The sequence below is a fragment of the Streptomyces sp. NPDC058650 genome (assembly GCF_042717315.1).
In the GTDB taxonomy this organism is placed as follows: Bacteria; Actinomycetota; Actinomycetes; order Streptomycetales; family Streptomycetaceae; genus Streptomyces.
In genome coordinates, this window is the sequence record NZ_JBHXRL010000009.1 from 96108 (window position 1) to 114128 (window position 18021).

Annotated in this window: 18 protein-coding genes; 8 read left to right on the plus strand and 10 right to left on the minus strand. The window is 73.1% G+C overall.

Annotated features, from left to right (window positions below):
* The first annotated feature begins 77 nt into the window (after positions 1-77).
* Positions 78-941, plus strand: a complete 864-nt coding sequence (locus tag ACFWWU_RS18255; protein WP_384146151.1) for a GNAT family N-acetyltransferase — start codon at positions 78-80, stop codon at positions 939-941.
* Positions 938-2047 carry a lysophospholipid acyltransferase family protein gene (locus ACFWWU_RS18260; RefSeq protein WP_384146154.1) on the plus strand — a complete coding sequence of 370 codons (1110 nt, stop codon included), beginning with the start codon at positions 938-940 and terminating at the stop codon, positions 2045-2047. Before ACFWWU_RS18255 ends, ACFWWU_RS18260 begins: the two co-directional genes overlap by 4 nt.
* Here ACFWWU_RS18260 and egtD read toward each other — a convergent pair.
* The 4 genes from egtD to egtA are packed head-to-tail and all read right to left on the minus strand — an operon-like array spanning position 1942 to position 6243.
* A complete protein-coding gene (egtD, locus tag ACFWWU_RS18265) occupies positions 1942-2907 on the minus strand; it encodes an L-histidine N(alpha)-methyltransferase (protein ID WP_384146157.1) in 966 nt (321 codons plus the stop codon). The genes ACFWWU_RS18260 and egtD overlap by 106 nt on opposite strands.
* Positions 2904-3656: an ergothioneine biosynthesis protein EgtC gene (gene egtC, locus ACFWWU_RS18270; RefSeq protein ID WP_384146160.1), complete on the minus strand. Its 753-nt coding sequence runs from the start codon at positions 3654-3656 to the stop codon at positions 2904-2906. Before egtC ends, egtD begins: the two co-directional genes overlap by 4 nt.
* Positions 3656-4987 (minus strand): ergothioneine biosynthesis protein EgtB, encoded by a 1332-nt coding sequence (egtB, locus tag ACFWWU_RS18275; protein WP_384146163.1) that lies wholly within the window; start codon positions 4985-4987, stop codon positions 3656-3658. The genes egtC and egtB overlap by 1 nt, the downstream gene beginning before the upstream one ends.
* Positions 4984-6243 (minus strand): ergothioneine biosynthesis glutamate--cysteine ligase EgtA, encoded by a 1260-nt coding sequence (gene egtA, locus ACFWWU_RS18280; RefSeq protein WP_384146166.1) that lies wholly within the window; start codon positions 6241-6243, stop codon positions 4984-4986. Before egtA ends, egtB begins: the two co-directional genes overlap by 4 nt.
* Positions 6244-6594: 351 nt before the next feature.
* Between egtA and ACFWWU_RS18285 the strand changes: the two genes are divergently transcribed.
* A complete protein-coding gene (locus ACFWWU_RS18285; protein ID WP_384146169.1) occupies positions 6595-6765 on the plus strand; it encodes a hypothetical protein in 171 nt (56 codons plus the stop codon).
* 86 nt (positions 6766-6851) lie between these two features.
* Here ACFWWU_RS18285 and ACFWWU_RS18290 read toward each other — a convergent pair whose 3' ends face one another.
* The 4 genes from ACFWWU_RS18290 to ACFWWU_RS18305 form a co-directional block, all read right to left on the minus strand.
* Complete coding sequence (locus ACFWWU_RS18290; RefSeq protein ID WP_384146171.1) at positions 6852-8261, minus strand: flotillin family protein; 1410 nt, start codon at positions 8259-8261, stop codon at positions 6852-6854.
* Positions 8262-8342: 81 nt separating this feature from the next.
* The gene (locus tag ACFWWU_RS18295; protein WP_384146174.1) at positions 8343-8573 is read right to left on the minus strand and encodes a hypothetical protein; all 231 of its coding nucleotides are present in this window, start codon (positions 8571-8573) and stop codon (positions 8343-8345) included.
* A 14-nt stretch (positions 8574-8587) separates the two neighbouring features.
* Positions 8588-9295 (minus strand): alpha/beta fold hydrolase, encoded by a 708-nt coding sequence (locus ACFWWU_RS18300; protein ID WP_384146178.1) that lies wholly within the window; start codon positions 9293-9295, stop codon positions 8588-8590.
* 107 nt (positions 9296-9402) lie between these two features.
* Complete coding sequence (locus ACFWWU_RS18305) at positions 9403-10686, minus strand: MFS transporter (RefSeq protein ID WP_384146181.1); 1284 nt, start codon at positions 10684-10686, stop codon at positions 9403-9405.
* Between the two features lie 158 nt (positions 10687-10844).
* Here ACFWWU_RS18305 and ACFWWU_RS18310 point away from each other — a divergent pair, with 158 nt between their 5' ends.
* The 3 genes from ACFWWU_RS18310 to ACFWWU_RS18320 all read left to right on the plus strand — a co-directional run bounded on the left by ACFWWU_RS18310 (position 10845) and on the right by ACFWWU_RS18320 (position 13737).
* On the plus strand, positions 10845-11879 hold the full coding sequence (locus ACFWWU_RS18310) for a LacI family DNA-binding transcriptional regulator (protein WP_384146184.1): 1035 nt from the start codon (positions 10845-10847) through the stop codon (positions 11877-11879).
* 17 nt (positions 11880-11896) lie between these two features.
* A complete protein-coding gene (locus ACFWWU_RS18315) occupies positions 11897-12166 on the plus strand; it encodes a hypothetical protein (protein ID WP_384146188.1) in 270 nt (89 codons plus the stop codon).
* A 383-nt stretch (positions 12167-12549) separates the two neighbouring features.
* A complete protein-coding gene (locus ACFWWU_RS18320) occupies positions 12550-13737 on the plus strand; it encodes a thiolase family protein (RefSeq protein WP_384146190.1) in 1188 nt (395 codons plus the stop codon).
* A 100-nt stretch (positions 13738-13837) separates the two neighbouring features.
* Here ACFWWU_RS18320 and trxA read toward each other — a convergent pair whose 3' ends face one another.
* On the minus strand, positions 13838-14203 hold the full coding sequence (gene trxA / locus ACFWWU_RS18325; RefSeq protein ID WP_384146193.1) for a thioredoxin: 366 nt from the start codon (positions 14201-14203) through the stop codon (positions 13838-13840).
* 114 nt (positions 14204-14317) lie between these two features.
* Between trxA and ACFWWU_RS18330 the strand changes: the two genes are divergently transcribed.
* The gene (locus ACFWWU_RS18330; RefSeq protein WP_384146195.1) at positions 14318-15760 is read left to right on the plus strand and encodes a dihydrolipoyl dehydrogenase family protein; all 1443 of its coding nucleotides are present in this window, start codon (positions 14318-14320) and stop codon (positions 15758-15760) included.
* A 22-nt stretch (positions 15761-15782) separates the two neighbouring features.
* Here the strand turns inward: ACFWWU_RS18330 and ACFWWU_RS18335 are convergent, their stop codons facing one another.
* On the minus strand, positions 15783-16418 hold the full coding sequence (locus tag ACFWWU_RS18335) for a TetR/AcrR family transcriptional regulator (RefSeq protein WP_384146198.1): 636 nt from the start codon (positions 16416-16418) through the stop codon (positions 15783-15785).
* A gap of 200 nt (positions 16419-16618) precedes the next feature.
* Here ACFWWU_RS18335 and ACFWWU_RS18340 point away from each other — a divergent pair, with 200 nt between their 5' ends.
* Positions 16619-18019, plus strand: coding sequence for a purine-cytosine permease family protein (locus tag ACFWWU_RS18340; protein ID WP_384146201.1), 1401 nt, complete (start codon positions 16619-16621; stop codon positions 18017-18019).
* The last annotated feature ends 2 nt before the right edge of the window (positions 18020-18021 follow it).

Below are 18021 nucleotides of genomic sequence, written 5' to 3' on the forward strand. Positions count from 1 at the left end.
AAGAAGTAAGGAGCCGGGCCACCGCTCACGCGGCCCGGTTCCGCCCCTTCACCTTCCGTCCGCCGGAGGAGCCCGACATGACCGCACCGTCGCCCACGCTCGCCGTCCCCGCCGGAGCCCAGGCCCTTCCCCTCGGGCCGGGGACCGGGTCCGTCCCCGCCGGGACCGGGTCCGTCCCCGCCCAGCCCCAGGCCGGGCCCCAGTCGCCCACACCTCGGTACGTGGTCGGCCTCGCCCGGGACCAGGAGGACGTACGGGCCGCCCAGCGGCTGCGCCACCAGGTCTTCGCCGGCGAACTCGGCGCCCTGCTCGACGGCCCCGAGCCCGGCCTCGACTCCGACGCCTTCGACGCGTACTGCGACCACCTGCTCGTACGGGACGAGGCCACCGGCGACGTCGTCGGCACCTACCGGATCCTGCCGCCCGAGCGGGCCGCCGTGGCCGGACGCCTCTACTCCGAGAGCGAGTTCGACCTCACCCGGCTCGCCCCCGTCCGCCACGACCTCGTGGAGGTCGGCCGGTCCTGCGTCCACCCCGCCCACCGCAACGGCGCCGTCATCTCCCTCATCTGGGCGGGCCTCGCCCGCTACATGACCCGGACCGGCCACAACTGGCTCGCCGGCTGCTGCTCGGTCCCCCTCACCGACGGCGGCACCCTCGCCGCCTCCACCTGGGACACCGTCAAGGCCAAGCACCTCGCCCCCGAGGAGTACTGGGTCACCCCGCACAAGCTCTGGAACTCCGACGGCATCGCCCGCCCCGAAGGCCGCACCGAACTCCCGCCGCTGCTGCGCGGCTACCTCCGCCTCGGCGCCTGGGTCTGCGGCGCCCCCGCCCACGACCCCGACTTCGGCGTGGCCGACCTGTACGTCCTGCTCTCCCTGCGTCGCACCAACCCGCGCTACCTCAACCACTTCCTGTCGCTCGCCCCCGCCCAGTGAACGGGACCACGGCACCCTCGCCGTGGCTCCCCACGGCGCCCTGCACCCCGGGCCGCTGCGCCGCCCACCCGGACCCGGGCGCCTGCCGCGGGGCCCGCGCGGCAGGCGCCGCCCTCGCCGCGGTGCGGCTGGCCGCCGGGATCGGCGCGGTCCTCCTCGGCATCCTGTGCATGCCGGCCGCCGGGCTCCTGCCGGCGCCGGTGCGGCTCGCCCTCGTCCGGTACTGGGTACGGGCCGTGGTCCGCGCCTTCGGCGTGCGGGTCCGCTTCGACGGCGTCGCCGCCCCGTTCGAGGGTCCGCTCCTCGTCGTCGCCAACCACGTCTCCTGGCTGGACATCCCGCTCCTCGCGGCCGTCCTCCCCGGCCGGATGGTCGCCAAGGCCGAGGTCCGCCGCTGGCCGGTCCTCGGCACGCTCGCCGCGCTCGGCGGGACCCTCTTCATCGACCGCGACCGGCTCGGGGCCCTGCCCGGCACCGTGCGCGCGATGGCCGCCGTGCTCGCCGGCGGCGGCCGGGTGATCGTCTTCCCCGAGGGGTCGACCTGGTGCGGCCGGGCCGGAGGCCGTTTCCGGCCCGCCGCCTTCCAGGCCGCGCTGGACGGCGGGGCCGACGTCCAGCCCGTACGGATCGACTACCGGCCCACCGGAGCCGCCGCGTACGTGGGCGACGACCCCCTGGGCGCCTCCTTGTGGCGGCTCGTCACCACACGCGGAGTCACCGCCGACGTACGGATACTGGATCCGCTATCGGGTACGCGCTTCCCGGACCGGAGATCCCTGGCCGCCGCGGCGCAGCGGGCCGTGACGGAGGCCGCTGCCACGCCGCACGTCCTCACACCGCACGTTCCCGATCCGTACGTCCTCAAGCCCCACGCCCCCAAGCCGTACGTCCTCAAGCCGTACGTCCTCAAGCCGCGCGTCCTCAAGCCGCGCGTCCTCGTATCGCGGGTCCTCACGCCGCGCGCCCACACAGCGCGCGCCCTCGGATCCCGCGTCGTCGCTCAGCGTGCCGTCGCGAGCGACAGCGCGAACCTGCCCTCGTCGTCCGTCCACCAGCGGGACAGGTCGAGCCCCGCCTCCGCCAGCTCGGCCCGCACTCCCGCCTGACGGAACTTCGCCGACACCTCCGTCCGTACCTCCTCGCCCGCCGCGAACGGCACCACGAGATCCAGCTCCGGGATCTTCACCGTGAGCGCGTGCCGCGCGCGCAGCCGCATCTCGATCCACTCCCGGTCCCTGTCCCAGACGGCCACGTGCTCGAAGTCGTCCGGATCCGCGTCGGCGCCGAGCTCCCGGTCGATCACGGACAGCACGTTCTTGTTGAACGCCGCCGTCACCCCGGCCGCGTCGTCGTAGGCGGCGACGAGCGTCTTCTCGTCCTTCACCAGATCCGTGCCGAGCAGCAGGGCGTCGCCTGGCGTGAGCATCGACCGGACCGAGCGCAGGAACGTCCGCCGCTCCTCGGGGAGCAGATTGCCGATCGTGCCCCCGAGGAAGGCCACCAGACGCGGACCGGGCGTCCCCGGCAGCGCGAGCCCCCGGGTGAAGTCGGCGACCAGCGCGTGCACCCGCAGCTCCGGCCGGTCGGCGAGCAGCGACTCGGCCGCCCCGGTCAGCGCGGACTCGCTCACGTCCACCGGCACGTAGGCGTCCAGACCGGGAAGGAGCGCGTCGATCAGGAACCGCGTCTTCTCGGAGGAACCGGAGCCCAGCTCGACCAGGGTCCTGGCCCCGGTGGCGGCGGCGATCTCCGGCGCCCGCGCGATCAGGATCTCCCGCTCCGCCCGCGTCGGGTAGTACTCGGGCAGCCGGGTGATCTCCTCGAACAGCTCGCTGCCCCGGGCGTCGTAGAACCACTTCGGCGGCAGCGCCTTGGGGGAGCGGGACAGCCCGTGGATGACGTCGGCGCGCAGATCGGCGCCCGCGGCGTCGGGGGCGAGGGTACGGGTCAGCTGGAACGGACTCACGCGGACGGCTCCTTGAGCGGGGTGAGGGTGACATCGCCGCGGTCGGCGGTCACGAGCGTGTGCTCGGGGACCTCGCGCCACCGCGGATCGTCGTCGTACGGTTCGGAGGCCACGACCACGCGGTCGGGGCCGGTCAGGTACCAGAGGCTGTTCCCCCAGGTCGTCGCGGCAATGGTGGTGCCGTCGGTGAGCAGCAGGTTCAGCGAGGAACCGGGGGCCGCGGCGGCGGCCTCCCGCACGGTGTCGGCCAGGGCCGTGCCCGGCGCGTCCCCGGCCCGCAGCCGGTGCAGCACGAGCGCCCACAACAGCGCCGAGTCGGTGCGCGCCTCCAGGCGCAGCAGCGCGTCGGCCGGGAGCGTGCCGGCCGTCTCGGCCAGGGAGCCGGGCCAGCCCTGGACGGCGCCGTTGTGGCTGAACAGCCAGGGCCCCGCGGTGAACGGAGTCGCCGCGGCCTCCCCGTCGGCGCCGGGCAGCGTGGCGCCCCGAACCGCCGCGAGCAGCGCCCCGGAGCGGATCACCCGGGCGAGGTCCGCGAAGGAGAGGTCGCCCCAGATCGGCCCCGCGCGCCGGTACCGCGCGGGCGCCGGATCCCCCTCCGCGTACCAGCCCACCCCGAATCCGTCGGCGTTCACGACACCGCTCGTCTGGGTACGCGGTTCCCAGGACTGGCGCAGCAGGGCGTGCTCCGGCCGGACCAGCAGCTCTCCCAGTGCCACCGGCTCGCCCACGTACGCGAGATGACGGCACATCAGTCGAGCTCCGCGGTCCGCGCCGTGCGGAAGCCGGAGAAGATCTGGCGCCGCACCGGCAGGTCCCAGTTGCGGAAGGTGCCCCGGCAGGCGACCGGGTCCACCGCGAACGACCCGCCCCGCAGCACCTTGTGCTCCGGTCCGAAGAACACCTCCGAGTACTCCTTGTACGGGAAGGCCGTGAAGCCCGGGTACGGCAGGAAGTCGCTCGCCGTCCACTCCCACACGTCGCCGATCAACTGCCGTACGCCGTGCGGCGAAGCACCCTCCGGGTAGCTTCCGGCGGCGGCCGGCCGCAGGTGCCGCTGCCCGAGGTTCGCGTGCTCGGGACCGGGATCGGCGTCGCCCCACGGATAGCGGCGCGAGCGCCCCGAGACCGGGTCGTACCGGGCGGCCTTCTCCCACTCGGCCTCGGTGGGAAGCCTCCGTCCGGCCCAGCGCGCGTACGCGTCCGCCTCGTACCAGCTCACGTGCAGGACCGGCTCGTCCGCCGGTACGGGTTCGGTCACCCCGAAGCGGCGGCGCAGCCACTGCCCGCCGTCCCGGCGCCAGAACAGTGGCGCCCCGATGTCGTGCGCCCGGATCTGCGCCCAGCCCTCGGGCCGCCACCAGCGCCGGTCCGTGTACCCGCCGTCCGCCATGAAGGCCAGATAGGCGCCGTTCGTGACGGGGGTGGTGTCGACGAAGAAGGCCGGAACGACCCGGGCGTGGGCCGGGCGTTCGTTGTCGAGGGCCCATGGCTCGTCCGAGGTTCCCATGGTGAACGGGCCGCCGGGGACGAGGACTTCGGCGGGCAGCGGACCGGACCCGGCGGCCGGTGGCGGGGGAGCGGTCAGCGCCGTGGCGCCCCTGCGCAACTGATGGGTGATCAGCATCGTCTCGTCGTGCTGCTGTTCGTGCTGGGCGATCATGCCGAACGCGAAACCGTCGTCGAGCAGCGGCCGTCCCTCCAGCGGGGCGCTCTCCAGCACGCCGAGGATCCGCAGGCGGACGTCCGCCGCGTAGGCGCGGGCCTCGCCGGGTGCGAGCAGGGGCAGTGAGGGGCGGGCGGCGCGCGGATGCTCGAAGGCGTCGTAGAGGGAGTCGATCTCCGGTCGCAGGGCGTCCCGCCCCGCGACGGCCCGCCACAGCCACTGCTCCTCCTGGTTGCCGATGTGCGCCAGGTCCCAGACCAGTGGTGACATCAAAGGCGAGTGCTGGGCGGTGAGTTCACCGTCCTCGACGCAGGAGGTGAGGAGGGCCGTGCGCTCCCGCGCGACGGTCAGCGCGTCCAGGGCCCGTGCGCGCAGCACCTCCGGATCGATCCCGGCGCTCTGTCGGGTCCCGGTCATGACGCCACCACCTGAAGCTCGTCGGCCGGACAGCTCCCGGGGATCACGTACCGCTCCTGGAAGGCGACGACGGCCCGCAGCACCTCCTCGCTCGCCCCGATCCGCGGTAGCGCCTCGACGGCGGCCTCAAAGACGGCGCGGGCGGCGGCGTGCAGTCCGGGATCGGCGAGGCCGTCGCGCGCCGCCGCGAGCCACAGCGGATTGCGCGGCGCCGGACCCGGACCGGCCTGCTCCGCGAGGGGTTCGACCGCCCGGTACACGGTCTCCGCCGCCTCGGGGTCCTCGAAGGCGGCCGTCGTCACGGCCACCGGCACCAGCCAGCCGTCCGGGCCGGGCTGCGCGTCGATCATCCGCAGTTCCAGATGGCCGCGCGGCCGGACCGGCGGGAAGAGCGTCGTCAGGTGGTAGCGCAGATCGTCGAGGTCGGCGGGGCGGGGGGCGCCGGTGCGCAGCCACTCGCGGAAGGTCAGCCCCTCCGGCACCGCCCACGGCCCCTCGGCGGCCCGTACGCACATCACCGGCGTGTCCAGGACGTGCGCGGTCCACTCGTCGCGGGGCTTCCCGTCCGCCCGGGGCGCGAGGGCCCGCCGCGGGTCGAGCTCCGTCCACAGTGCCTGGCGCGTCGAGCGCCAGCCGGTCCGACGGCCGCCGTGCTGCGGGGAGTTGGCGAAGACCGCCACGAGCACCGCGCCGAGGAGGTGGGCGAGCCGCCAGCGCCGGTGGTAGCCGAGCGGACCCGGCTCGTCGAGCCCGGCGTCGAGACAGACCTGCACGGAGGCCGAGTCGCACATCATCGCCCGCCCTGCCGGTCCCGTACGGTCGAGCACGATCTCCATGGCGTCGTACCGCGGCTCGTGCAGCACCCGCCCGCGCGGCGCGTGCCAGGGGTCCACCCCGTAGCCGCTCAGGGTGAGACCGAGCGGTCCGAGCGCTCCCCGTACCGCGCGCAGATCGGCGGCGAGCGAGTCGAGACACTCCATCAGCGAGCCCGCCGGACGCGAACTGAGCTCCAGCTGACCGCCCGGCTCGAAGGTGAGCGCCGAGACCAGCGGCAGGGATCGTACGGTGTCGAGCGCGGCGGCCAGTCTCGGCGGCCGGACCGGCAGCCGGGGGTCGCGCAGATCATGGACGAGCCACTCCAGCTCGGCCCCCACCGTGCGGGGTGGGCCTGTCTTGAAACAGATGCCGCGCAGCAGGTTCTCCGCCTCCGCCTCGGTGAGAGGGGGGCCGCCACGCGGTGTGCCGCTCGCTGCCATCCGTGCACCTCCTGATCCACGGGACGGGCCCTGTAAGGCCGGCCCCGGAAGCCGCTGCTTCCACCTAAAGCCACCGCCGACCCGCGTGCAAGAGCGCCCTGCGCGGGCCGCACGCGCCCCCTGTGCCCCTGTTGGCCCGAAACTTCCCGACCAGGCGGAAACCTCGGAAAATCCCTCTGCCGGGCCTCCCCTCCACGCTGCTGCGCGCCCCCGGCCACGACGCCCACCACCGCCCGGGTCTTCGACAGGCCCGTCTGACGTGCGGATCTGCTGAAATGCGGCTTTCGCGCCTCCATGCGAGGCTGAGGGGATACGGACCAAGTCCGAGACCTCTTCATGGGAGGCGCGATCGTGGGCAAGAAACAGACCCGGACGAACCGAGGTGCCCGTACCGGCGGTCATGAGCACCGCACGGAGACGGCCGCGAAGGAGAAGACCGTGGCGACGCCCACGAGAGAGCCACAGATGCCCCTCGTGGAGCACGCGTCCCACCGCAAGGAACGGAAGTTCGGCCACAACTGAGGCCAGGCCGGTACAGAGGCCAGGGGATCGCACGAACGGGCCCGGCGCCATCACGGCACCGGGCCCGTCGCGTCGGGCGGTTCTCGTTACTCCCCGTCGCCGACCGTGATCTCCACGCTCTCCTCCGATCGGGGAGCCGGCGGCACCCCGCCCAGCCGTTCCGGCGCCCCCGGGTTCATCGTGGCGAGCAGCTGCCGGGCCAGACCGAGACCGGTCCCGCCCATGGTCAGCGCCTTGGCGAAGACATCCGCCATCCCGTCGGCGCCGTTCAGCAGCACCATCTGGTCGACGTTCCCGAAGGCCGACGCGCCGGCGGACACGATCTCCGGCCACCTTTCGGCCAGCTGCTGGGCGACGACGGCCTCCTGGTTCTCGGCGAGCGCCGCCGCACGCGCCTTGATCGACTCGGCCTCCGCCAGGCCCTTCGCCCGGGTCGCCTCGGCGACCGCGAGCCCCTTCGCGTGCGCCGCCGCCGCTTCCGCCTCACCGGTGAGCCGGGTAGCCGTCGCCTTGGCCGCACTCGCCAGCTCGGTCTCCTTCGCGTCGGCCTCGGCCGCCGAGATCCGGGCGTCACGCTCGGCCATGGCCAGCGTCCGGGTCTCGTACGCCATGGCGTCGGCCGGCTTGCGGACCTCCGCCTGGAGCTGCTGCTCCTTGCGGTGGCCCTCCAGCTCGGCCACCCGGGTCTCCTGGACCACGACCTCCTGGCGCGAGGCCGCGTCGGCGAGCGGGCCGGCCTGTCGGGCCGTGGCCGAGGCCTGGTCCCGCTCGGCCTGGTAGCCCGCCTGGAGGATCTCGCTGTCGCGGGTCGCCTCCGACATGCGCGCCGCGGCCATCTGCTCGGCCTCGGTCGCCCGCCGGTTCGCCTCCGCCTGCGCGATCCGCGCGTCCCGCTGGACGGCGGCGGCGTGCGGGGCGGCCAGGTTCTTGATGTACCCGGTCGGGTCCTCGATCTCGTGGATCTGCAGCGAGTCGACGATCAGGCCGAGCTTCTCCATCTCCGTGCCACAGGCCGAACGGGCCTGCCCGGTCAGCTTCTCCCGGTCACGGATCATGTCCTCCACGGTCAACCCGCCGACGATGGCGCGGAGATGACCGGCGAAGACGATGTGCACCCGCTCCGACATCAGCTTCTGCTGGTCGAGGAAGCGGCGCGCGGCGTTGGCGATCGACACGAAGTCGTCACCGACCTTGAAGATCACCACACCGCGGACCTTGAGCGGAATGCCCTGGTGGGTGACGCACTCGACGGACAGCTGCGTCTCGTTGAGATCGAGCGAGAGTTTGCGCACCGCCTGGACGCCGGGCATCACGAGGGTGCCGCGACCGGTGACGATCCGGAACCCCATCCCCGCGCCGAGGCCCTCGTTCTTGTGGTTGGAACCGGAGATGATCAGCGCCTCGTTGGGCTCCGCGACGCGCCACATCATCTTGAACACGACGATCAGAAGAGCGAAGGCGCCGACGACGACGCCCGCCACAATGCCGATGCCCATGGGCAGTTCCCCCTTCACCGGAGCCGTGCGGACCCGGTGAAGGGAGTGTGCGCCTGTGATGCGCGCCACTCAACGGTTCGGTCAACTGTCGTACGCGGCTGTGACATAGACGGTGCGTGGAGGGAGATGTTCCATGACCATCACGACCGTCCCGGTCTCGATCCGTTCCTTCGGCGAGGCCGGATAGGCGAGGAAGTGCTCGGCGCCGCCCCGGATCCGGACGATCACCTCGCCGACGAGACCGGGCCCGACCGTGCCGGTCACCCGGCCCGGCAGTCCGACCATCGAGGAGTCCATCGAGGCTTCGTCCATAGGTGAACGGTACGTCAGATCCAGTCGCCCAGCGCGGACATGAACCCGTCGAAGTCGTCCCGGTGGATCGTGTGCCCGGCGCCCGCGACCGTCCGCAGGGTGAAGCCGCGCCCCTCCAGCATCCTGGCGTCGTCGGCGGAGATCAGCGGGCTCGGATCGGCGAGCGTGACGAGGGAGGGGACCGTGGGCCGGACCGGCCACATGTCCGTACCGGTGACGCCGACCAGACCGTACGCCGACCGCTCGTCCCAGACGCGTACCGACTCCATCTCGGTGTCGAGGTCGTCGTCCGACCAGCGCGGGTTGAACCCCTTCACCAGGTCCCGGGAAAGGGACTTGCCCCGGACGAAGAGCTCCGGCACGTACCCGTCGGGACCGCGCCTGAGGTGCCAGGCAGGATCCGCGTACACCGCGCGGGCGGGTGCGAGGCGTTCCACGGCCCGTACGAGGGCGAGCCCGCCGAGCGAGTGCCCGACGGCCAGCTCGGCTCCGCCCGGGAGGTTCTCGACGAGGTCGTCGGCGTAGTCCTCCGGCCGGTACGCCTCGGGTCCCGCCGCCCGGGCACTCGCCCCGTGCCCCCGCAGGTCCACGGCGATCACCCGGTAGCCCCGCGAGGCGAGGGCCGGTCCGACCCGCCGCCAGGTGCGGTGGTCGGCCATGAGGCCGTGGACGAGCAGGGCGATCCGGTCACCGGATCCCCACGCGGTGGTGTGCAGGCGCACGGTTCTGCCTCTCTGAGCGGTGCGACGGGTACGGGGGTGACCCGCGGACCAGGACATCGGCGGGCCCTGATCCGCAGGACACCCCCGGGCGGGCGCCGACCGGCCGGTCAGCGCACGCTGCGGATGGGGCGCACGGCGAGCGCGCCGAGCACCGACAGTACGGCCGCGACCAGGAAGAGGGTCGTGTATCCGCCACTCAGCGAGACGATGAGCGAGGCCACGAAAGGGGCGATGATCTGCGGGCCGGCGTTGGCGACGTTGAGGACGCCCATGTCCCGGGCCGCGTCCTCGGCCTTGGGCAGCACCATGGTCACCAGCGCGGTGTCGACGGCCATGTAGCAGCCGAAGCCGAGGCCGTTGACGACCGAGAAGGCGAGCATCGCGGTCCAGCTCGTCGAGACGGCCGGGATGACCAGCGCGACGGCGGCCAGTGCCGCCGAGGCGCCCACGAAGAGCTTGCGGCGGTCGTACCGGTCGGACAGCCAGCCGCCGAGCACGGTGGAGACCACCATGGCGACCGCGTTGAGCGGCATGAGGACGGCCACGGCCTCCTCGGGCTTCAGCCCGGCGGGCAGCTCGGTGTGGTCCTTGAGGATGTACAGCTGGAATCCGGCCACCGCGAAGTAACCGAGGACCAGCAGGGCCCGGCCGATGAACGCCCAGCGGAAGTCATGGTCCTTGAGGGCGCTGCCGAAGGCCGCGATCTGGTGCTTGACCGGCAGCGGCGCCTTCGGGGGCATGCGCTCCTCGCGGGCACAGGTGCTGAACAGCACGGCCGTGCCGGCGACGATCGCGCCGAAGACGAGGTAGCCGGTCCGGTAGTCGTCGGAGTAGGCCGCGCCGATGAGGGCGCCGACGGTCGAGCCGATCGGCAGGCCGAGGCCGACGGCCGCCGAGGCCTTCCCGCGCGCGGCCGTCGGGACCCGGTCGGGCACCACGGAGGTGATGGCCGCCTGGTAGATGTTCATGACCGCCTGGCCGAGGCACCAGGCGATCGTGACCAGCAGGATCGTGTGGACGCTGCCGAGGAGCAGCATCACCGGGAGGGCGAGCAGGCCGCCGCCGAGGATCCACGGGTTGCGCCGTCCTGACCGGTCCGAGAGCGCGCCCGCGACCGGGTTGAAGACGGTGGCGAAGATCGCGGATATCCCGGCGACGAGGCCGAAGTTCGCCACCTTGTTCGCGGGGTCGATGGACTCGACCTGGAGCGCGAGGAGCATGCCGCCGACGCCGATGTACAAGGCGTACATCGCCGAGTTGCCGGCGAGGAGCAGGGGCAGCAGGCCCCGCGTCGGCCGGCCGGCCGCGGGGGAGTCGGGGCCGGCCGTGGCGGCGTCGGGGCCGGAGCCGGTTCCGGTGCCGGAGCCGGTTCCGGGGGAGGAAAGGGCCACATTGCCCTCCTGGGAGAGATCGCCCGATGAGGGGGCGAGGAGCGGATGGAACGCGAGGGAGTTACACGTGTCAGTGACACGTGTGGGCACTGTGTAGCACCCGAATCAGGCCATCCGCCAGACCCTGTGCCGGATCGTTCTGGAAAGATGCCGGAGCGATGAGCCACTCAACCGAACAGTCCCCCGAACGCCCCGCCGGGCGCGCGGTCCCCACCAGTGCGGACGTCGCGCGCCTCGCGGGCGTCTCCCGGGCAACCGTCTCGTACGTGCTGAACAACACCTCGGCCGTCCGGATCAGCGAGCCCACTCGACAGCGGGTGCGCGAGGCGGCCGAGGAGCTGGGGTACGTACCCCACGCGGCGGCCCGCAGCCTGCGCGCCGGACACAGCCGGATGGTGCTGCTGCCGAGCGCCCACATCCCCGTGGGCCCGCTCTACAGCCAGTTCTTCAGCGATCTCCAGTGGGAGCTGCGGCGCCTCGACTACACGGTCGTGCAGTACGGCAGCGTCGGCCTGAAGTCCGACGAGGCGGCCCGGGCCTGGGCCGAGCTGCGGCCGGTCGCCGTGGTCTCGCTCGGCGAGGTCGAGCTCACGGAGCAGGCGGTCGAGCTCCTCAAGCGCTCCGGGGCCCGCGCGGTGATCACACTCGGCACCCAGCAGGTCGAGGGCACCCACTCCCTGGTCATGGACCAGGGCCGGGTCGGCGAGGTCGCCACCGCCCACCTGGTCGAGAGCGGCCGGCGCCGGATCGGCGTCGTCGTCCCGGAGGAACCGGGCCTCGGGATGTTCTCGCAGCCCCGCCTCGACGGTGCGCGGCGCGCGGCCGAGGGCACCGGTGCCACCGTCGTGCCCCTGCCCCTGCGGTACGACGAGGAGTCGGCCGAGGAGCTGGCCGGACGCTGGCGCGAGCTCGGGCTCGACGGCGTGTTCGCCTACAACGACGAGTACGCGATGCTCCTGATGCGGGCGCTCCAGGAGGCCGGGATCTCCGTCCCGGACGAGACGGCCGTCGTCGGCGCCGACGACCTGCTGCTCGGCCGGCTGCTGCGGCCGCGGCTGAGCACCGTCCACATCGACATGGTCCTCGGCCGGGAGCTGGCCGAGCTGGTCGACCGCGCCGTGCGGGACGAGGACGTCCCGCCGCGGCCCCGCCGCCTGCTGGAGTCGCGGGTCGTCCGGCGCGAGTCCAGCTGAGCGCTTAGCGTCGGGACATGAGCACAGTTCCGAAGCGCTTCGAGATCCTGCTGGTGCCCGAGCACGTCGAGGACCGCGGCGGCGCGTCCGTGGAGGACAGCGCCGTCCGCTCGGCCGTCGTCGAGGCCACCGGGCGGCACGGCGCCTCCGGCTATCCGATCTACGAGGGGCACGGCATCGTCGCCGACGTCGACCCGGAGACGCGGACGGTCGAGGCCCTGCTCGTCGACGGCCGTGAAATCGACTACGGACTCACGGCCCTCGTCCGCCCGGCGGCGCGCGGCTGACCCGGCGCGCTCCCCGTGGCCGGGCGTGGCGTACTGCCTGCGGCCGACCTGTGTTCTCCCCACGGCCGGGCTGGCGGTCTCCGCGCGGCCGGGCGTGGCGCTATGCGGCCGACCCGTGCTCTCCCCGTGGCCGCGCGTGGCGCACCGCCTGCGGCCGACCCGTGCTCTGCCCGTGGCCGGGCGTGGCGCACCGCCTGCGGCCGACCCGTGTTCTGCCCGCGGCTGACCTGGCACTCTCCCCTGCGGGCCGCCCCCGGTCCGGCCTGAAGAGGCCCGTTGACACCGCGCGGCGACGGGCACAGACTCGGCGGCGCACGCCCGGAGACGCACGTCTCCTCACCAGGCGAACAGAGTCGTTCCGAAGGTCACGTGGGAGAGAACCGATGAGCATCCGCGACGTCTACATCGTCGACGCCGTCCGCACACCGATCGGGAAGTTCGGAGGCGCGCTCGCCGGGGTGCGCCCCGACGACCTCGCCGCCCATGTGGTGCGGGCCCTCGTCGACCGCACGCCCGCGCTCGACCCGGCCCGCGTCGACGACGTCTACTTCGGCGACGCCAACGGCGCGGGCGAGGACAACCGCGACGTGGCCAGGATGGCCGTCCTGCTCGCCGGACTGCCCGTCTCCGTCCCCGGCGTCACCGTCAACCGCCTCTGCGGCTCCGGCATGGAGGCCGTCATCCAGGCGGCCCGCGCGATCGCGCTGGGCGACGCGTCGGTCGCCATCGCCGGCGGCGTCGAGTCCATGTCCCGCGCCCCGTGGGTCCTGCAGAAGCCCGAGCGGGCCTTCCCCGCCGGTCACCAGCAGCTCCACTCGACGACCCTCGGCTGGCGCATGACCAACCCCCGCATGCCGGCCGAGTGGACGGTCTCCCTCGGCGAGGGCGCGGAGCTCGTCGCCGACAAGCACGGCCTCACCCGCGACCGGCAGGACGCCTTCGCGCTCACCAGCCACCGCAAGGCCGCCGAGGCGTGGGCGAAGGGGCTGTACGACGACGAGGTCGTCCCGTACGCGGGAGTGGACCTCGCCCGGGACGAGTGCATCCGCGACACCACGTCCCTGGAGGCGCTCGCCAAGCTCAAGCCCTCCTTCCGCCCCACGGGCGGCACCGTCACGGCGGGCAACTGCTCGCCGCTCAACGACGGCGCGGCGGCCCTGCTCCTCGTGGACGAGGAGGGGCTGCGCGCGACGGGCCGCGAGCCGCTCGCCCGCATCGTCACGTCGGCGGTCACCGGCATCGAGCCCCAGCTCTTCGGCCTCGGCCCGGTGGCGGCGGTCCGGCGGGCGCTGGAGAAGGCGGGTCGCTCCTTCGCCGACCTGACGACCTTCGAGCTCAACGAGGCCTTCGCGGCACAGGCGCTCGGCTGCCTCGCCGAATGGCCGGAACTCGACCCGGAGATCGTGAACCCGCGCGGCGGCGCGGTCGCCATCGGCCACCCGCTGGGCGCCTCGGGCGCCCGTCTCGCCGGATCCGTGGCCCACCAGCTCGCCGCGGCCGGCTCGGGCACGGGCCTCGCGGCGCTCTGCATCGGCGTCGGCCAGGGCCTCGCACTGGTCCTGGAGCGCTGAGCACGGACGCGTACGCGAGAGGGGTACGGGAGGCTCTCCCGTACCCCTCTCGGCACGACGTCACGACGTCACAGCATCACAGCATCACAGCATCACGTTGTCACTGCTTCTGCGAGGCCTCGACCGACTTGCGGACCTCGTCCATGTCCAGCTGGCGGGCCTGCCCGATGACGTCCTCGAGCGCGGCCTCCGGCAGCGCACCCGGCTGCGCGAACACGGCCACGTTGTCCCGCACGATCATCAGCGTCGGGATCGAGCGGATCTCGAACGCGGCGGCCAGCTCCTGCTGCGCCTCGGTGTCCACCTTCGCGAAGACCAGGTCCTGGTGCCGCTCCGACGCGGCCTCGTAGACCGGACCGAACTGACGGCAGGGACCGCACCACGAAGCCCAGAAGTCGATCAGGACGAACTCGTTCCCGCTGACGATCTCGTCGAAGTTGTCCTTGGTGAGCTCTACGGTGCTCATGCTGCCTACCTTTCGGGGTCTCCTGGCGGTGTCCTCACGGTCCCCTGGGGACTCGACCGGCACAACGGCGTATCGAGCCGCGCTATTCCGGAGCCCTGCCAGCAGACTGGGATCATGACACGAACGGTGGAAGAGAGCGCGTACGACGTGGTGGTCCTCGGGGCGGGACCGGTCGGCGAGAACGTCGTCGACCGGGTGCGGGCGGCCGGGCTCACGGCCGCGATCGTCGAGAGCGAGCTGATCGGCGGCGAGTGCTCGTACTGGGCGTGCATGCCCAGCAAGGCCCTCCTGCGCCCCGCGCTCGCCCGTTCCGACGCCCGTAAGGTCGCCGGCCTGCGCGAGTCGGTCTACGGCCCGCTCGACGCCCTGGAGGTCTTCCGCCACCGGGACACCGTCGTCGGGCACTGGAAGGACGACGGCCAGGTCGACTGGCTGGATTCGATCGGGGTACGGGTCTTCCGCGGCCACGGCCGCCTCGCCGGACCCCGCCGGGTCGCCGTCGCCGGACCCGAGGGCGACGAGCACGTCCTCACCGCCCGGCACGCGGTCGCCGTCTGCACCGGCAGCCGCGCCGTCCTCCCCGAACTGCCCGGCCTGCCCGGGGCCAGGCCCTGGACCAGCCGTGAGGCGACCAGCGCCGGCCGGGTGCCCGCCCGGCTGACCGTGGTCGGCGGGGGAGTGGTCGGGGTCGAGATGGCCACCGCCTGGCAGGCCCTCGGCGCGAAGGTCACGCTGCTGGTACGGGGCGGGGGCCTGCTGCCCCGCATGGAGCCGTTCGTCGGCGAGCGCGTCGCCTCGGCCCTCGCGTCGCGCGGAGCGGACGTCCGCACGGGTGCCCGGGTCGCCGCGGTGGTACGCGACGGAGGCACAGGCCCGGTGACGGTGGTCCTGGAGGGCGGCGACCACGTCGAGGGCGACGAGGTGCTCTTCGCGACCGGCCGGGCCCCGCGCACCGAGGACCTCGGACTGGAGACGGTCGGCCTCGAACCGGGCAACTGGCTCGACGTCGACGACAGCCTCCGGGTCACCGGCAGCGACTGGCTCTACGCGGTCGGGGACGTCAACCACCGCGCGCTCGTGACCCACCAGGGCAAGTACCAGGCCCGGATCGCCGGTGCCGCGATCGCCGCCCGCGCGAAGGGCACCGCGCCTCTGGACGACGGGAGTTGGGGAGCGCACGCGGCCACCGCCGACCGCGCCGCCGTTCCGCAGGTGGTGTTCTGCGACCCCGAGGCGGCCGCCGTCGGCCTCACCCTGGCCGAGGCCGAGCGGGCGGGCCACCGGGTCCGGGCCGTCGACGTCGACATGGGGCAGGTCGCCGGGGCCGGGCTCTACGCCCAGGGCTACCGGGGACAGGCCCGGATGGTCGTCGACCTCGACCGGGAGGTCGTCCTCGGCGCCTCCTTCGTCGGCCCGGGGATCGGCGAACTCCTCCACTCGGCGACGGTCGCCGTCGTCGGCGAGGTCCCGATCGCCCGGCTCTGGCACGCCGTACCGTCGCACCCGACCCTGAGCGAGGCGTGGCTGCGCCTCCTCGAGGCCTATCGGGAAGACTGACGATTCAGCACCTGACGCTCCGTCACTTCTCTTGCGTTCGTGGCGCGTCGGAGGCATAGGGAGTGATCAGCAGCCGCGCCGCCGAGCGCGCCGCCTCCAGCGCCGGCCGCGCGTCCCGGCCGGACTCCTGGCCCAGGACGACCCGGGTGCTCAACCCGTCGAGCAGCGCCAGGAGTTCGGAGGCCCGTTCGGTGGCGTCCAGCGGTGCGAAACGCCGCCGGGCGACCCCCACCGCGAGCAGGGACTCCAAGTCCTCCTGCCAGCCCCGGTCCAGCGCCTCCTGCGCCTCGCGCAGCTCGGCGTTGCCGGGGGTGCGGGCCCAGAGCTCGATCCACAGCGTCCAGCGCGGGTCTCGCGGGCCGCGCGGCAGGTAGAGCCGCAGAAAGAGATCGAGCTTGCGCTCGGCCGTGATCCGCCGGGACAACAGGACCTCGCGCTCCTCGGTGAGCGCGGCCTCGCTCCACCGGAGGGCGGCGAGCAGCAGCAGGTCCTTGCTGCCGAAGTAGTACAGGATGTGGCCGCCACTCGTGCCGAGCCGCTCCGCGAGCGCCGACATCGTGAGCGAGCCGAGGCCGTCCTCGGCGATCGCCGCCATGGCCTCCTCCAGCATCCGCTCCTGGGTGACGTGCCCGTCCCGCCGTCGTGCCGCCCCTGCCACCGCAGCCGTCCCCTTTTCCGTCGTTCCGTCGTTCCGTCGTTCCGTGACCCTCTGTGCGCGACATCCGCGCGAACCGTGCGCGAGTCCTGGGAGATCGACCCTAACCGCAACCTCCGAAGGTCTTGACGTGGCCTGAACCTTTCGCACATCTTGAATGTCATTCAAAGACTTAGAACAGCATTCAAGACAGGAGGTGCGGTGTGCTCGGACACGAGACGGTGGCCGTGACCACGGGCGGCCGGGACGAGGTGTTCCAGGTCGAGGAGCACGGCATCGACCCCATCCCCGACGCCGAACGGCGCGGCAGCGCCAAGGACGTCTTCTGGCTCTGGTTCGGCTCGAACCTCACGTTCACCTACGTCATCAACGGCGCCCTCGCCGTCGCCTTCGGGCTCTCCTTCTGGCAGGCCACGCTCGTCGTCGTGCTCGGCGGCCTCTCCTTCCTCGCCATCGGCGCGGCCGGACTCAGCGGCGTGCGCACCGGCACCGCGACCCTCGTGATCTCCCGGGCCGCCTTCGGCGTCCGCGGGAACTGGCCCGCCGGTCTGCTCAACTGGATCGTCAGCATCGGCTACACCGTCGTGAACACCGTGGTCGGCACCCTCGCCCTCGAAGCCTTCTTCGCCGACCTCGGCTGGCACAGCGGCCATCTCTCCCGGGCACTCGCCCTCGCCGTCACCCTCGCGCTGACCTTCGCCGTCGCCCTCTGGGGCCACGCCACCGTGCAGTTCGCCGAGCGCTGGATGGCCTACGCCCTCGCCGTCGGCTTCGCCGCGCTCCTCGTCCTCGTCCTGCCCGGAGCCGACACCTCCGCCCCCTCCGCCGCGCCGGGCGCCGCCGGCTGGAGCCTCGCCTTCGTCGTCATGCTCGCGGGCCCCTTCTCGTACCTCCCCATGCCCGCCGATTACACCCGCTACCTGCCCCGCACGACCTCCCTCAAGGCCGTCACCCTCAGCGGCGCGCTCGGCGGCTTCCTCTCCTCCGTCGCCCTGGGCGTCGCCGGCGTCGCCGCCGCGACGCAGGCCGACATGACCGACGCGGTGGCGGGCACCGAGAGCCTGCTCCCCGGCTGGTTCCAGCCGCTCTTCCTCGCCCTCGTCCTCGGCGGCTCGGTCACCAACTCGATCATCACGCTCTACTCGTCGAGCCTGAACCTCCAGGTCCTCGGCATCCCGTGGAACCGGGCGCGGGCCATCGTCATCAGCGCGGCCGTCACCGCGGCGGGTTCCCTCGGCGCCCTCTTCCTCACCGACTTCACCACCTCGCTCCTCTCCTTCCTCTCCCTCCTGATCATCGTCTTCGCCCCCTGGGGCGGCGTCTTCCTCGCCGACATGGTGCTCCGGCGCTGCGCCTACGATTCCGCAGGCCTGCACACGCGCGAGCGCGGCGCCTACTGGTACCGCTCGGGCTGGCATCCGCCCGGCCTGATCGCGCTCCTCGCGGGCCTCGCCTTCTCCGCGCTCACCTGCGACTCCGCACTGTGGACCGGCCCCCTGGTCGCCCCGCTCGGCGGCGCGGACCTCACGCTCCTCGGCGCGGTCGTCTCCGCCCTCGTGTACGTGCTCCTCGCGCGCCGCACGGTCGCCCCCGCGCACTCCTGACC

What these genes read in the sequence shown, in the direction of transcription:
- ACFWWU_RS18315 (WP_384146188.1), top strand. Translation starts at nt 11,897, where the DNA reads ATGAGCACAGTTCCGAAGCGCTTCGAGATCCTGCTGGTGCCCGAGCAC.
- egtB (WP_384146163.1), bottom strand. Translation starts at nt 4,987, where the DNA reads ATGACCGGGACCCGACAGAGCGCCGGGATCGATCCGGAGGTGCTGCGC.
- ACFWWU_RS18295 (WP_384146174.1), bottom strand. Translation starts at nt 8,573, where the DNA reads ATGGACGAAGCCTCGATGGACTCCTCGATGGTCGGACTGCCGGGCCGG.
- egtA (WP_384146166.1), bottom strand. Translation starts at nt 6,243, where the DNA reads ATGGCAGCGAGCGGCACACCGCGTGGCGGCCCCCCTCTCACCGAGGCG.
- ACFWWU_RS18290 (WP_384146171.1), bottom strand. Translation starts at nt 8,261, where the DNA reads ATGGGCATCGGCATTGTGGCGGGCGTCGTCGTCGGCGCCTTCGCTCTT.
- trxA (WP_384146193.1), bottom strand. Translation starts at nt 14,203, where the DNA reads ATGAGCACCGTAGAGCTCACCAAGGACAACTTCGACGAGATCGTCAGC.
- ACFWWU_RS18255 (WP_384146151.1), top strand. Translation starts at nt 78, where the DNA reads ATGACCGCACCGTCGCCCACGCTCGCCGTCCCCGCCGGAGCCCAGGCC.
- ACFWWU_RS18310 (WP_384146184.1), top strand. Translation starts at nt 10,845, where the DNA reads ATGAGCCACTCAACCGAACAGTCCCCCGAACGCCCCGCCGGGCGCGCG.
- egtC (WP_384146160.1), bottom strand. Translation starts at nt 3,656, where the DNA reads ATGTGCCGTCATCTCGCGTACGTGGGCGAGCCGGTGGCACTGGGAGAG.
- ACFWWU_RS18320 (WP_384146190.1), top strand. Translation starts at nt 12,550, where the DNA reads ATGAGCATCCGCGACGTCTACATCGTCGACGCCGTCCGCACACCGATC.
- ACFWWU_RS18330 (WP_384146195.1), top strand. Translation starts at nt 14,318, where the DNA reads ATGACACGAACGGTGGAAGAGAGCGCGTACGACGTGGTGGTCCTCGGG.